Origin of the sequence: Maribacter stanieri (assembly GCF_900112245.1) — a bacterium.
Classification (GTDB): domain Bacteria; phylum Bacteroidota; class Bacteroidia; order Flavobacteriales; family Flavobacteriaceae; genus Maribacter; species Maribacter stanieri.
Window position 1 is genome coordinate 95,348 of sequence record NZ_FOYX01000004.1, and the last position, 13,687, is coordinate 109,034.

The 13,687-nt window shown below is 34.7% G+C and carries 12 protein-coding genes; 10 read left to right on the forward strand and 2 right to left on the reverse strand.

Annotated elements, in window-relative coordinates:
* Nucleotides 1–75: 75 nt before the first annotated feature.
* The 10 genes from metF to BM296_RS17425 all read left to right on the forward strand — a co-directional run bounded on the left by metF (nucleotide 76) and on the right by BM296_RS17425 (nucleotide 12,170).
* A complete protein-coding gene (metF, locus tag BM296_RS17380) occupies nucleotides 76–1,029 on the forward strand; it encodes a methylenetetrahydrofolate reductase [NAD(P)H] (RefSeq protein WP_027068049.1) in 954 nt (317 codons plus the stop codon).
* A 215-nt stretch (nucleotides 1,030–1,244) separates the two neighbouring features.
* Entirely contained in the window at nucleotides 1,245–2,342 is a 1,098-nt protein-coding gene (locus BM296_RS17385) for an acyloxyacyl hydrolase (RefSeq protein WP_091905078.1), read from the forward strand.
* A gap of 10 nt (nucleotides 2,343–2,352) precedes the next feature.
* Nucleotides 2,353–3,147 (forward strand): head GIN domain-containing protein, encoded by a 795-nt coding sequence (locus BM296_RS17390; RefSeq protein ID WP_091905298.1) that lies wholly within the window; start codon nucleotides 2,353–2,355, stop codon nucleotides 3,145–3,147.
* Complete coding sequence (locus tag BM296_RS17395; RefSeq protein ID WP_091905082.1) at nucleotides 3,144–4,274, forward strand: serine hydrolase domain-containing protein; 1,131 nt, start codon at nucleotides 3,144–3,146, stop codon at nucleotides 4,272–4,274. Before BM296_RS17390 ends, BM296_RS17395 begins: the two co-directional genes overlap by 4 nt.
* Before the next feature lie 73 nt (nucleotides 4,275–4,347).
* Nucleotides 4,348–5,667, forward strand: a complete 1,320-nt coding sequence (locus BM296_RS17400) for a hypothetical protein (RefSeq protein WP_091905085.1) — start codon at nucleotides 4,348–4,350, stop codon at nucleotides 5,665–5,667.
* Nucleotides 5,668–5,966: 299 nt separating this feature from the next.
* Nucleotides 5,967–6,794 (forward strand): prephenate dehydratase, encoded by an 828-nt coding sequence (locus BM296_RS17405; protein ID WP_091905087.1) that lies wholly within the window; start codon nucleotides 5,967–5,969, stop codon nucleotides 6,792–6,794.
* Entirely contained in the window at nucleotides 6,791–7,939 is a 1,149-nt protein-coding gene (locus BM296_RS17410; protein WP_091905090.1) for a pyridoxal phosphate-dependent aminotransferase, read from the forward strand. The genes BM296_RS17405 and BM296_RS17410 overlap by 4 nt, the downstream gene beginning before the upstream one ends.
* Nucleotides 7,940–7,971: 32 nt before the next feature.
* Nucleotides 7,972–8,838, forward strand: a complete 867-nt coding sequence (locus BM296_RS17415) for a prephenate dehydrogenase (RefSeq protein WP_027068042.1) — start codon at nucleotides 7,972–7,974, stop codon at nucleotides 8,836–8,838.
* A 5-nt stretch (nucleotides 8,839–8,843) separates the two neighbouring features.
* A complete protein-coding gene (locus BM296_RS17420) occupies nucleotides 8,844–9,926 on the forward strand; it encodes a bifunctional 3-deoxy-7-phosphoheptulonate synthase/chorismate mutase type II (RefSeq protein ID WP_027068041.1) in 1,083 nt (360 codons plus the stop codon).
* A gap of 153 nt (nucleotides 9,927–10,079) precedes the next feature.
* Nucleotides 10,080–12,170, forward strand: a complete 2,091-nt coding sequence (locus BM296_RS17425) for a DUF5723 family protein (protein ID WP_091905093.1) — start codon at nucleotides 10,080–10,082, stop codon at nucleotides 12,168–12,170.
* 61 nt (nucleotides 12,171–12,231) lie between these two features.
* Here BM296_RS17425 and BM296_RS17430 read toward each other — a convergent pair whose 3' ends face one another.
* Entirely contained in the window at nucleotides 12,232–12,672 is a 441-nt protein-coding gene (locus BM296_RS17430; RefSeq protein ID WP_027068039.1) for a hypothetical protein, read from the reverse strand.
* A gap of 192 nt (nucleotides 12,673–12,864) precedes the next feature.
* Nucleotides 12,865–13,677, reverse strand: coding sequence for a hypothetical protein (locus tag BM296_RS17435; protein WP_091905096.1), 813 nt, complete (start codon nucleotides 13,675–13,677; stop codon nucleotides 12,865–12,867).
* Between the last annotated feature and the right edge of the window lie 10 nt (nucleotides 13,678–13,687).

A 13,687-nucleotide genomic window follows, 5' to 3' on the forward strand; every position in this document is an offset into this window, starting at 1 on the left:
CGAACGCCCAAAAGAATAAGTATAAGTAATAATGCCTCCATGGAGGTTGCTCTTAAAAGGGTAATAGTATAGAACATGAAAGTAACAGACCATATTACAAACGCTAAAGGAAAAACGCTTTTTTCATTTGAAATTGTACCTCCGGTAAAAGGGCGCAATATTCAAGAATTATATAATAATATAGACCCTTTAATGGAGTTTAACCCTCCGTTTATTGATGTAACCACATCTAGAGAAGAGACTATATACATAAAGAAAGAAGGGTTGTTAGATAAGAAAACCACCCGTATGCGACCTGGTACGGTGGGTATTTGTGCCTCTATTCAACATAAATATAATGTTGATACGGTGCCACATGTAATATGCGGCGGATTTACCAAAGAAGAGACCGAATACATGTTGGTCGATTGTCATTATTTGGGCATACAAAATGTAATGGCATTGCGTGGTGATGCCCGTAGTGAGCAAAAATATTTTGAACCTACCGATGGTGGGCATCCGTTTGCTATAAACTTGGTAAAACAGATTCAAGATTTAAATTGTGGCAAGTATTTGCACGAATCTATAGAAAGTGAGCATTGCAGTGAATTTTGTATTGGCGTAGCCGGATATCCTGAAAAGCATTTAGAATCACCTTCATTACAATCAGATTTAAAGCGTTTAAAAGAAAAAGTAGATGCAGGTGCCGATTATGTGGTAACACAAATGTTCTTCGATAATAAAAAGTATTTTGAGTTTGTTGAAGCAGCCAAGAATATTGGAATTACGGTACCAATCATACCAGGTATTAAACCAATTGCTGTAAAGCGACATATGCAGTTGTTGCCACAAGTGTTTAGAATAGATATGCCACAAGATTTAATAGAAGCAGTTGATAGTTGCGCTACTAACAAAGATGTACGTGCGGTAGGTATTGAATGGGCAATTCAACAATCTAAAGAATTGAAAGCTGCGGGAGTACCTGTTTTACATTACTACTCTATGGGTAAATCTGATAATATAAAGGCAATAGCAGAAGCACTTTTTTAGTTTTCAGGAAGCTAGTTTGTCAGTTTGAGGGTTTTTATATCGTAGAGTAACGGAGATATGAAAATGTGTCGAGAACCTTTGTAACGAGGGGGCTTTTCGATAAAAATTTCTTGGTGCCTCAAAAAATCACTCGAAGTGACATTATTACTTTTGTAATTACATTATTTGTAAGAAAGAACTTGGTACTTCGTACTTACTACTTATTTTTGCCCTCAATGAATTTCAAGTTTTTTTCTATTTTACTGTTATCAGTTTCTTTTTGTTTTGCACAGGAATCTACTGAGCTTAAAAAATATACCCTTGATGCAAGTCAGTTTTACGGGTCTATTATTTTACATAATCCAGATATATCGCATTTAATTACTTCGCATCCAAGTGGCGTGATTCTGAGCTATAATCGTAAAACGTATGGTGCAGAGGAATGGGAGGAATTATATAATTATCCTGATTTAGGATATTCTTTCATATACCAGAATGGCAACAATGGTACTTTGGGTGATAATTACGGACTTTATGCCCACTATAATTTCTATTTTTTTAAACGTAATGTACAGTTTCGTGTGGGGCAGGGTGTGTCTTATGCCTCTAACCCATATGATAAGGAAACCAATTTTAGGAATAATGCCTACGGGTCTGACATATTGAGTTCCACCTATTTAATGTTCAATTATCACAAAGAAAATATTTTTAAAGGATTAGGGTTTAAGGCTGGTGCTTCTATCATTCATTATTCAAATGCGAATTTTAGAGCTCCAAATACATCTACTAATACATTGGCGTTTAATGCCGGTTTTGTGTATGATTTAGATGGAGGAAAAGAAATAGAATATGTGCATCGTGAAAAAGAAAAAGTAACCGAACCATTACGTTACAACTTTGTGTTAAGAACAGGAATAAATGAAAGTGATGTTATTAATTCAGGTCAATATGGATTCGTTGTCCTTTCTGCTTACGCTGATAAAAGAGTAGGTAGAAAAAGTGCAATACAACTGGGTACAGATGTTTATTTCTCTAATTTCCTGAAAGAATTAATACGTTATCAAAGTATCGCTTTTCCTGAAAATGATGTGGCTGCTGATGATGATTATAAAAGAGTAGGTGTATTTATGGGGCATGAATTGTTCATTAATAGCATGTCGGTAATTTCTCAGTTTGGATATTATGTCTATTATCCGTTTGATTTTGAGGGGCGTACGTATCTGCGTGTTGGTTTAAAACGTTATTTTGGCGACAAATTGTATGGCGCGGTAACCTTAAAGTCTCATGGGGCAAAAGCGGAAGCCGTAGAATTTGGAATAGGAATAAGATTGTAAGATGATAGAAATGATATATAAATTAAAAAGTAATCTGGTCGAGGGCAGTCGAGTTCTTTTAGTCTTGTCTGGGATACTATTATTTTCATTTATTTCTTGCGATTCGGAAAATGCATCAGATTGTTTTCAGGAAACTGGAGCTATTGTCAAGGAAGAAGTTAATGTAGATACATTTAATGCCATAACTGTATTTGAAAATGTAACCTTAGTTATTAAACAGGGCGATACCCAAAAAGTTGAAATTGAAACCGGAGAAAATTTACGTAACGAGGTAGATGCGGTGGTTGAGGATGGGAATTTGTTACTAACAGATACTAACGATTGTAATTACGTACGTGATTATGGTACAACAGTGGTTTATGTTACTACTCCCAATTTAACAAGTATTAGAAGCAGTACCGGTTTTCCAATAACCAGTGATGGCGTTTTAAGTTTTGATAGTTTAAGCTTGTTGTCTGAAAGTTTTACAGATCCGGAAGCGGAAACAACGGATGGAGAATTTAATTTAGAATTAAACGTAACTAGTTTAGGTATTACAAGTAATGGAATTTCCTACTTCAGATTAAAAGGAACCGCAGAAAGTTTTAATATTAGTATAGCTGCAGGAGATTCTAGAATAGAAGCAGAAGAATTGATTGCAGAACGCGTAAATCTAAATCATAGAGGGTCTAATGATTTATTGGTGAATCCGCAAACAAGTCTTACTGGAGTATTAAGGGGGACAGGAGATGTACAAAGTTTTAATCGACCTGAAATTGTTGCCGTTGAAGAATTATATAATGGTCGCTTGATCTTTGTGGAATGAACCCTATCCTTAAATATCTAAAAAATGTTTTTGCTACCAAGCGTGTTTTAGGAGATGACACTGATTTATCTGGTTTGGTAAAAGCAGATTTTTTGTTACAACAATTAATAAAAGAAGAAAAAGCCCCTGGAATTGCTATTACCGTATTAAAAGAGGGTAAAACCATATTTCAAAAAGGTTATGGTTATGCAGATTTAGAGCAGAAGCAATTTGTAAACCCCATAAAATCAATTTTTAGAATAGCTAGTGTGTCAAAACCTATTGCCGCAACGGCATTGGCATATATGGTTCAAGAGGGCATTATTGATTTAGATGAATCTTTTTATACCTATCTGCCAGATTATCCAAAGAAGGAATGGGATTTTACTATTCGTCAATTAGCTAGTCATAGGGCTGGAATTAGAGTATACAAAGGCAAGGAATATGGACTTAACGAGCCTTTTTCTATCATAGAAGGGTTAAGGATTTTTAAGGATGACCCTTTGGTTTATGAACCTGGTACCGAGTATTTGTATAATAGTTTTGACTGGGTAATGATCTCTGCAGCAATGCAAAAAGCAAGCGTAATTCCATTTGAAAAGTATGTGCAAGAGAAGGTGCTGAATCCGTTAGGGATGAAAAATACATGTATTCCAAAATCTCATTCTGACCGTAACCAAAGACAAACAGGAGGTGTTAATTTTATTTCTACATCCGAAAAACAAAACCAGGTAACCAAATTTTACACAAAAGGTATAACTGGATTTAGAAAAGCAATTCCTGTTGATAATTTTTACAAATTAGCAGGAGGAGGATATTTGTCAACTTCGGATGATATTGCAAAATTTGGACAAGCATTTTTAGATAAGAAAGTTGAAATCAGCGAAGAGATTCTCAATCAATTCTTAACCGCGCATCAAGTTCCAGCTAATTCTACATATTACGGTTTAGGCTGGCAGGTGAGTGAAGATGCCAAAGGAAGAAAGTTTTTTGGGCATGTTGGTAATGGAGTAGGAGGGTATTCTAATTTCTTTGTCTATCCCAAAGAGCAGCTTGTATTTTCAATTTTAATTAACTGTACAGATCCTAAAGTGCAGAAAAGTTTAGATGCAATTGTAGATTGTTTTTTCAACGAGTGTAATACCTAGTTATCTAATTATTTTTTTAGTTTTAAAGAAAGGGTATATTAGTCTCACTAACCATGGAAATTGCTAATACAGAATGAGCTTACCACCAGAAACCACCTCAGTTGTAGAAAATAAAAAGAATATTAAATGGCTCCAACGATTAAAGGAAGAGAGTTGGGAAGCAGAGTTATTAGTTTCTGCAATTGCCATTTTTGGTACGTTTCAATTATTTGGGTTAATAGAATGGGCTACAAACAAATACATTGATTTATTACCTGTTGAACAATACATTTATGGGTATATGATTGTTTTTTTAGGTTTGCTAGCTATTAGCATACTAGTATCTATGTTTGTAATTCATTTTGTTTTACGAGCTTATTGGATCGGATTGGTGGGGTTAAACTCCGTTTTTCCAGATTATAGTATTGAGGATAGTGTATACTCTAGAATTTATACAGAGAAGATTTTAGCTATACTGCCAAAGCAAGAAGATACTATTCGGAAAGTAGATGATTTATGTAGTGTAATTTTTTCTTCGGCATTTACTATTCTATTGATTTACACATATATGTCTTTATTTTTAAGTATTTACATGCTTATTTACAATATGTTATTAGACTATATCCCGAGTTATATACTGTTAATTCCTTTATTTTTAATCTTAAGTCTTCTAGTGTTACAAATGATTTTTAGTGTCATTGGAAATTTAAAAAAGTATAACAATAATGTATGGGTACAAACATGGATGTTTAAATTGGTTAGATTGACATCAATGGTAACCTATGGTCCTCTTTACCGTAATTTACTTCAGGTATCAATGGTTTTTGGATCGAATTTTAAAAAGAAAAAGTCGCTAGTATATCTCGTGCTAGCGTTTTTTGCATCCGGTATATTTTTGACGTTAGTGAAGTTTCAAGATACCAATATTCCTCATTTGATTTTACCAAAAAATCATGATGTAAATCTAATGTACTTGAATTATTATAGTGATCAAAACTCTGATGAATCATTTTTGCTAACTCCTCAAATACAATCTGATATTATAGTGGGTGAGACTGTAAAGTTGTTTATTCCTATATTTCATCATGAACGTAATTATCAAGCTGAGACATGTGGGGAATATCAGGAAGACGATAGTTTGTCCAGTGAGGAGGAAAGAGTTAAATCTAGAAAGTTTTATCTAGACTGTTATGAAAAATATCATAAGGTTACCCTCAATGGTACTTTATTAAATATTAATTTTCTAAAGAAAGACCATGCGGTTTCAGAGCAGTTTGGTATCGTAGGTTTTATAGATAAGGAGTTATTGAAAAAAGGCAATAATACCTTGGTAGTCACTAAAACTTTGGGTGATGTAAAAGAATTTACATGGTCTATTCCCTTTTATTATCAGCCAAATACGTTACAGAATTAGTAGTTATTGATTTTGCACTATTGAAAAATTCACTGAACATTTAACACAAAACCATTACATTTTGAGACAGAAATTGATTTTTTTAAAAAAATAAAATGGAACACGACCATTTTTAAATATAATTACTACATTAGCCAAAGTTTTCAAGCACAATGACAAAACAATATTTCTGGAACGGTTTTTATTTTTACTTCTTTTTTAAGAGAGGTACGGGACTGTTCTAGCATATTTTAAATATAAAATAGAATTCAAGTTCCGATATATGTCGGAACTTTTTTTTTGAATAAAATTGAGCAAAAGTGAGTTTAAAAATAGCCATACAGGGAATTAAAGGAAGCAACCATCATCAAGTTGCAAAAGATTGTTTTGGTGATGATATTGAGTTAGTAGAATGTCTTTCTTTTGATGCCTTGGTAGACAAATTATTGTCTAAAGAGGCAGACCAAGGTGTTATGGCTATAGAGAACTCGATCGCAGGATCTATAATACCCAATTATGCATTGGTCAATCATAATGACTTGCACATAATTGGGGAGTATTATTTGAATATCCACCATAACTTAATGGTGTTGAAAGGGCAGAAAATTGAGGATATTACAGAGGTGAGTTCTCATCCTATGGCGCTGTTACAATGTAAGGAATATTTCAGGCAATATCCGCACGTAAGATTGGTAGAAGATGTGGATACGGCAGAGACGGCAAAACGTATACAAGAGCTAAAATTAAAGCATGTGGCAGCTATTGCACCTAATGTAGCGGCAGAATTATATGGGTTGGACATCGTAGCGAACGACATACAGACCATTAAAAATAATGCCACTCGTTTTATCATTGTAAAAACAAAAAACAATGTGTTGCCAGAAGCTGAAATTACAAAGGCTTCATTGCGGTTTATAACCGACCATAAACGGGGAAGTTTAGCTGCTGTGCTTAATGTTATGAGTGATTGTAGATTGAATTTGACAAAGATCCAGTCGTTACCGGTAATAGAAACACCATGGAAATATGCCTTTTTTGTTGATGTTACTTTTACGGAATATAAAGACTTTGTGAAAGCAAAAAGTCTTTTGGACATCATGGCAGAGGACTTTAAAGTTTTAGGTGAATATAAAAATGTAAGACAATGATACGTACGGCCGAAAGGTTAAATACCATACAGGAATACTACTTCTCAAAAAAATTAAGAGAGGTGCGCGGCTTAATGGCGCAGGGTAAACCTATCATAAATATGGGAATTGGAAGTCCAGATTTGGCTCCGTCTCAAGAAGTGTTAAATGCAATTCAGGAAGCTGTACTGGAAAGTGGAGCGCATCAATATCAAAGTTACCAAGGGCTACCACAATTAAGAGCTGGTATAGCCAATTTTTATAACAATAAATTCAATGTAGCTGCAAATCCAGATACAGAAATTCTGCCTTTAATGGGGTCTAAGGAAGGTATCATGCATATTAGTCTTGCTTTTTTAAATGAGGGAGATGAAGTATTGATTCCTAACCCAGGTTATCCTACATATACATCGGTTACAAATTTGGTTGGCGCAGTGCCTAAATATTACGATTTAACTGCAGATAACGGTTGGTTTCCAGATTTAGAAGCATTGGCAAAACAAGACTTGACTAAGGTTAAGATTATGTGGTTAAGTTACCCACATATGCCAACGGGCGCTACGGCAACTAAAGAACAATTTGTAAAGATTGTTGATTTTGCCAAAGAGCATAGCATTCTATTGGTGAATGACAATCCATATAGTTTTGTATTAAATGCAGAGCCTGCAAGTATCTTAAGCATACCAAATGCAAAAGAAGTGTGCCTAGAATTAAATTCTTTGAGTAAAACTTTTAATATGGCTGGTTGGCGCGTAGGTTTTGTATTAGGTAGTGAAGAGCACATTAATGCTATTTTGAAGGTGAAGAGTAATATGGATTCTGGAATGTTTTACGGAATTCAGAAAGGAGCAATTGCAGCACTCAACAGTAGTGATGATTGGTTTAGAGAACTAAATAAAGTATACGGCGATCGAAGAGAATTAATTTTTCAGCTGGCAGAAACGCTTGGATGTACTTTTGATAGAGATGCAGTAGGTATGTTCGTTTGGGCAAAATTACCTGAAGGCAGTGTATCATCAGAAGAATTTATAGATGACATATTATATACAAAAGATTTGTTCATAACGCCAGGTACTATATTTGGTAGTAATGGTGAAGGTTATATTCGCTTTTCGCTATGTATTACTCAGGATAAAATAAAAGAAGCAATTAAAAGATTTGAATAATTAGATCAAACGACTAAAGCGTAGCTTTAAAAATGAATGTATTTGTAATTGGTATCGGTTTAATAGGAGGTTCTCTAGTAAAGGATATAAAGTCTGCTTTTGACAATGTAACTGTATATGGCATAGAATCTAATGAGGCAAATATAGCTGAGGCATTGACTTTGGGTATAATCGATCAGAAAGCGACCTATCAAGATTTACAATTGGCAGATATGGTCATTGTAAGTATACCTGTTGATGTTATGGTAACAGAGCTTCCTGCCATATTAGATGCTGTTAATGAAGATTGTGTAGTTTTTGATGTTGGATCAACCAAAGCACTAATTTGTAAAACTTTAGAGAATCATCCGAAGAGAAGAAATTTTTTAGCATGTCACCCAATTGCAGGAACAGAATTTTCAGGTCCGTCTGCGGCTATACATAATTTATTCAAGGACAAAACGAATATTATTTGTGAGGTGGAATTAACTGCATTTAAGCTTCAAGAAAAGGCTTTAAAAGTTTTTCAGGCAGTGGGAATGAGAATTCGGTATATGAATCCGGTGGCACACGATAAGCATATTGCCTATGTGTCACACTTATCGCACATAAGTGCCTTTATGTTGGGTAAAACGGTAATAGAGAAAGAAAAGAACGAGCGCGATATTTTTGATATGGCGGGCAGTGGGTTTGAAAGTACGGTGCGTCTGGCAAAAAGTTCGCCAGCCATGTGGACACCAATTTTTAAACAGAATAAAGAGAATGTAGTAGAAACATTAGAAGAGTACATTCAAAATCTTACGGCATTTAAAGATTTGTTGCTGAAAGATGATTACGAGGGCATTTATAATGAAATGAATAATACGAATAAGATTAAAGGAATATTAAAAAAGAATACCGTTAAACAAGAAATAGAATAATTAAAATGGAAAATTCAAAACAAATGAGAACATGGTTGGATGACTTAAACCTAGACCATCCACTAGTAATAGCAGGGCCATGTAGTGCGGAAACAGAGGAACAAGTGTTAGGTATAGCACGCTCCTTAAAAGATACCGATGTAAATTATTACAGAGCCGGTATCTGGAAACCACGTACTCGCCCAGGAAATTTTGAAGGAGTAGGCGCTTTAGGTCTTAAATGGCTTCAGAAAGTTAAGGCTGAAACAGGTATGAAAACAGCAACAGAGGTTGCTAACCGTGCGCACGTTGAATTGGCTTTAGAGCATGATATCGATTTGTTATGGATCGGTGCAAGATCAACTGTTAGTCCGTTTATCATGCAGGAATTGGCAGATGCACTAAAAGGTACCGATAAGATTGTATTGGTGAAAAATCCAGTAAATCCAGATTTAGCTTTGTGGTTAGGTGGTATCGAAAGATTGCACACTGCAGGTATCAAAAGATTAGGAGCAATTCATAGAGGATTTTCTACTTACGAAAAAACGAAGTATAGAAATATACCAGAATGGCAAATGGCTATTGATTTCAAAAACAAATTTCCAGATTTACCTTTAATAAACGATCCTTCGCATATTACCGGTAATCGTGATATGATTTTTGATGTTTCGCAAACTGCCTTAGATTTGAATTTTGACGGTTTAATGATTGAAACACACCATGATCCAGATAATGCTTGGAGTGATGCTGCACAACAGGTTACCCCAGATAAATTGGTACAGATCATGAGAGATCTTAAAATTAGAAAAGAAAGTGATCCAGAAGCAGAGTACAATTCTCAGTTGAGTAATTTAAGAGCTCAAATTGATGTTATTGACAGTCAGCTTATTGATACTTTAGGTAAAAGAATGAAAGTTTCTGACGGTATAGGTGAGCTTAAAAAGCAGAAAAACGTTGCCGTTCTTCAATCTAACAGATGGAATCAGATTTTAGGAGCTATGATTTTAGAAGGGGAAAGTAAAGGACTTAGTGAAGAGTTTATTCTTCGTATGTTCAAAGCTATTCACCAAGAATCTATAAATCATCAAGAGAAGATAGTAAACGCGTAAAATTTGCTCAATTTCATAAATATAAAACATCCGCACATTGCGGATGTTTTTTTGTGGCTAATTTAAAATTGTAAGAAAAGGTATACGTTTTAACAATATACGTAACGGTCATCCGTTAGGGGTTTATAAAATCATTTTAACCAAACCAAGAGTATGAAAAAAGTATTATTAGTAGGTATTATGTTGATTGCATCAATATCGGCAAAAGCACAATCCTATATAGGCTATTTGACCGATAACTATAGTGGTGTAAATAGTGTAATCTCTAACCCTGCGAATATAGCGGATTCTCGTTTTAAGACAGATATCAATTTAGTAGGTGCAAGTGCATTTTTAGCCAATGATTATATAGGGGTAGGTTTCTCGGAATTAGTTTCTAGTGATTTTGACTATGATACTGACGCCAATTTAATGCTGTCAAGCAATAATAACTTCTCGGGCAACGTAGATATATTAGGTCCATCCTTTATGTTTAATGTAGGTAGAACATCATCTATAGCCGTTTTTACAAGAGCAAGAAGTTTTGTTACAGGTAATGAATTTAACGGTGAAAGTCTAGATGATCTTGATGACAGTATAGATGAGAGTCAAGATTTTATTGTAAACGAAGGAGATTTCTTTGCATCAGGTCACGGTTGGGCAGAAGCAGGTCTTACCTATGCACAAGAGTTGATGAATAAAGAAGAACATTTCTTAAAAGGCGGTCTTTCTTTAAAGTATTTAAAAGGTTTTGGTAATGCATATGTTACAGGTAGAAATGTAACTATAGATTATGATGCCGACGGTGCAACATTGCCTGATAGCTCAACTATAGGAACTTTAGAATCTACAGGTGATTTAATTTATGGTCGTGCAGATGATTATGATGATGATAATTACGAGTATGAAGTACCAAATGCAAAAGGTTTTGGTGTCGATTTAGGTTTTGTATATGAATGGAGACCTAATTACGAAGACTATGTGGTTACAGGCGCAGACGGTGAAAAAACCGTTATGAAGGATAAGAATAAATACAAGCTTAAACTAGGCTTGTCTCTTACTGATATTGGGTCGGTTAATTATAAGGGTAGTTTAATTGATAATTACAATATCAACAACACCATTACCCAAGATGATTATGACAATATTGAAGATTCTGATGATTTACAGAACCTATATACGTTTACACAAGCTACAGAAGATATGAAAGCTGGTTTACCAACTGCCCTTCATTTTAACGCAGATTGGAATATTAAGAGCAATTTCTATTTAAATTTCAATACAGATTTATCAATGCGTTCTGCTGGTGAAAATGTTTTAAGAACAGCAAATGTGTTTTCATTGACGCCACGTTTTGAAAGCAAATGGTTCAGTTTCTATTTGCCGGTTAGCAGCTATCAATATAACGGACTTCAAATAGGTGCAGGTTTACGTGCGGGTCCACTTTACATTGGTTCAGGTTCTCTAATATCTACATTTACTAAGAATGAGATTCAAGGAGCAGATGTGTATGCAGGTTTGAAAATACCGGTATATTATGGTCGGCCTAAAGATTCTGATGGTGATGGTATTCCTAATAAAGAAGATGGTTGTCCTAAAAAAGCAGGACCAATTGAAAATAATGGTTGCCCATGGGGTGATACTGATGGAGATTCTGTAATGGATAATGAAGATAAATGTCCAGAAGAAGCAGGTCCAGTAGAAAATAACGGATGCCCATGGGGTGATACTGATGGCGATACTATATTGGATAATGAAGATCAATGTCCAGATGAGGCAGGTCCGGTAGAGAATAATGGTTGTCCTTGGGCAGATTCTGATGGCGATTCGGTTATAGATAAAGATGATGAATGTCCTAATGAAATGGGTACAGTTGCAAACAATGGTTGTCCAGAGCCAGTAGTTACTGCTGAGGTTCAAAAGTCTTTGAACGAGTATGCAAAAACAATTTTGTTTACGACAGGAAAATCTACGCTTAAAGATGAATCTACACCAGTGTTGGTAGATATTATTGGGATATTAAATGAATACCCAAATGCTAACTTCACAATTGAAGGGCATACCGACAGTATAGGTTCTGAAGCTACCAATCAAAAACTATCGGAGAAAAGAGCACAAGCCGTATTGCAGTTTTTAATTACTGGAGGTATTTCACCATCAAGGTTAACTGCTATCGGTTATGGGGAAAGTAAGCCAATCGCTACCAACATGTACAAAGATGGTAGACAGAAAAATAGACGCGTTGAAATAAATTTAGCGCAATAGTAATAGAGTATATTTAATAAAAAAGCCCGGTCAATTGACCGGGCTTTTTTTATGTGTTCATTTATCTTTTAAAAATATAACGGGTAATAAAAATACCTGAAGAATCACCTTTACCACCGTCACTTTCAACAGCGCTAGTTACAAATGCGAGTTCCCATCCTTCGGCAACCATTGCATTTATCTTTGAAGTTATAACGGCATCATTGGCAGCTATATTCTGAAAACGGATGCCTCCAATATTGAAGAAATTTAAAAGTTTGGTTTCGTCAAAATCTCTTACCCTAATTTCATCTCTTTTAGATTTGTTACGGCTATTGTCATCTTCGGTTTGGGTTGTGGTAAATTCAGCATAATCCTTTTCTTCATTACCATCTATAATTCTAGAGCGTCCCATTCCACTTGATACGATAGATTCTACACTTGTAATAACTTTAAACTCTTGTGCGCTTAAACTTAGGGCGCCACTGAAAATTAATAGAAGACTAAAAATACTTTTTTTCATGATTTTGGTTTTTAATGATTGGTCATCTTTTCGATGATTATGAATTACTAACACTTCAAAACATGTTTAATTGCATTTAAAAGCCTGAAATTTATTGTTATATAAATTTTGGACTTGATAAGAATGAGTAAAAGAAATAAAAAAGACCCGATGTTTTTGGCATCGGGTCTTTATATAAAATATGTTGTTTTTCTATTGAATAGAGAAATCAAATACAGATTGATTCTCTCTACCTTGAGGTACTTGACCTTGGTAAATAAAGCAATATTCACCTGGCTCTAACGAATCAGGAGTAACTTTGAATTTATTTCCTTCAATTTCCTCGATAGCGAAGTTAAGGGCGTATTTAGGGTCTATACCACTACTACTAGTGATCCAGCTACTTTTACCTGTAATAACTTCTCTAAGATTCTTTTTCTCTTTTACGGTAAGTTTTACCAAAACAAACTCGTTAGGGTTACTTGCCATTCTAAACCACCAGTTAAAAATACCTGCATCGCTACCTTGGTTGTTTTGCATATTATCAACTTGAGTAACACTAGGGTCAAAAATAAAAGTAAATTCAGGTTGACTTTGACGAATAACGTTATTAGATTGTGTTTTTGGTAATTGTGCTTTTTGTTTAGCGTTGATTAGACCAGAAACCAATTTTTGTGCAACTTGGTTAGAGTTAGCTCCAGAAAATACACTTGGTTGAACCAATTTGTCTTCACCACTTACATCAGTATAATATATGCCAGTTTTGGACATTGTGTTCTGTTTAGACTTATCCATAATTAAAGACAAAACTTCAGAAGAAACACCTGCATTTTTCATGGCACCTAAAGCAGTAATAGAAGCATCGAATTTTACATCAGAAGTGTTTATTTTATCAATAATCATATAATCGTCGAAGCCAAGCTCGACCATTTGTACTACAGATTCGTTTGTAATTGTCTCCTGGGCTGCCCCAAAAGTAAACGCTGATAAGGTTAGCGTCAGCAATAAATTTTTAACGGATTTCATTTTCTTGATT

What these genes read in the sequence shown, in the direction of transcription:
- BM296_RS17425 (WP_091905093.1), top strand. Translation starts at nt 10,080, where the DNA reads ATGAAAAAAGTATTATTAGTAGGTATTATGTTGATTGCATCAATATCG.
- BM296_RS17385 (WP_091905078.1), top strand. Translation starts at nt 1,245, where the DNA reads ATGAATTTCAAGTTTTTTTCTATTTTACTGTTATCAGTTTCTTTTTGT.
- BM296_RS17420 (WP_027068041.1), top strand. Translation starts at nt 8,844, where the DNA reads ATGGAAAATTCAAAACAAATGAGAACATGGTTGGATGACTTAAACCTA.
- metF (WP_027068049.1), top strand. Translation starts at nt 76, where the DNA reads ATGAAAGTAACAGACCATATTACAAACGCTAAAGGAAAAACGCTTTTT.
- BM296_RS17430 (WP_027068039.1), bottom strand. Translation starts at nt 12,672, where the DNA reads ATGAAAAAAAGTATTTTTAGTCTTCTATTAATTTTCAGTGGCGCCCTA.
- BM296_RS17400 (WP_091905085.1), top strand. Translation starts at nt 4,348, where the DNA reads ATGAGCTTACCACCAGAAACCACCTCAGTTGTAGAAAATAAAAAGAAT.
- BM296_RS17410 (WP_091905090.1), top strand. Translation starts at nt 6,791, where the DNA reads ATGATACGTACGGCCGAAAGGTTAAATACCATACAGGAATACTACTTC.
- BM296_RS17390 (WP_091905298.1), top strand. Translation starts at nt 2,353, where the DNA reads ATGATATATAAATTAAAAAGTAATCTGGTCGAGGGCAGTCGAGTTCTT.
- BM296_RS17415 (WP_027068042.1), top strand. Translation starts at nt 7,972, where the DNA reads ATGAATGTATTTGTAATTGGTATCGGTTTAATAGGAGGTTCTCTAGTA.
- BM296_RS17435 (WP_091905096.1), bottom strand. Translation starts at nt 13,677, where the DNA reads ATGAAATCCGTTAAAAATTTATTGCTGACGCTAACCTTATCAGCGTTT.
- BM296_RS17395 (WP_091905082.1), top strand. Translation starts at nt 3,144, where the DNA reads ATGAACCCTATCCTTAAATATCTAAAAAATGTTTTTGCTACCAAGCGT.